General features: G+C 47.1%; 1 protein-coding gene and 1 pseudogene. Both read left to right on the plus strand.

Annotated elements, in window-relative coordinates:
* Positions 1 to 261 (plus strand): exonuclease domain-containing protein (locus tag R7R78_RS27400; RefSeq protein ID WP_263856337.1); only part of this gene is annotated, 261 nt, incomplete at its 5' end.
* Positions 262 to 289: 28 nt separating this feature from the next.
* Positions 290 to 626 (plus strand): annotated as a pseudogene (locus R7R78_RS27405) (sodium:proton antiporter); the annotation flags it as partial.

Raw genomic sequence — 626 nt, forward strand, 5'->3', positions numbered from 1 at the left:
TTTGTTAATGCAGCGAACGAACGCTGCAAGTTAAAAAGAGTCCCTTTTCATCCCTTTGCTACTTTTGACACCGCCACATTAAGCGGCCTTGCTTATGGTCAAACTGTTCTCGCTAAAGCATGCAAAACGGCAGGGATGGAATTCGACAATCGTGAAGCGCACTCTGCCCTTTACGATACACAAAAAACTGCAGAGTTATTCTGTGGCATCGTGAACAAATGGAAGGCCCTCGGCGGTTGGCCGCTTGTTAACGAAGAATAATAAATAAACACAACATATTGGGAATAGTATGAATCCTGTCGTTATCTCAGTTTGCGTCATGCTCGTGTTAGCATTGATGCGTGTAAACGTGGTGGTCGCCCTCACGTTTAGTGCCATTGTTGGTGGCCTTGTTGCGGGAATGAGCTTAGGCGATACCGTAGCGGCCTTCGAAAGTGGCTTAGGTGGCGGTGCAACGATTGCACTTAGCTACGCTATGCTTGGCACATTCGCCGTTGCCATTTCTAAATCTGGTATCACTGACCTGCTCGCAAAAAGCGTGATTAAACGCCTAAACGGCAAAGAAAGTGCGGCATCTACTACTGGCCTTAAATACGCTGTATTAGTGGCGTTAGTGCTCGTAACCA

It is taken from the genome of Vibrio sp. 2134-1 (assembly GCF_033339495.1).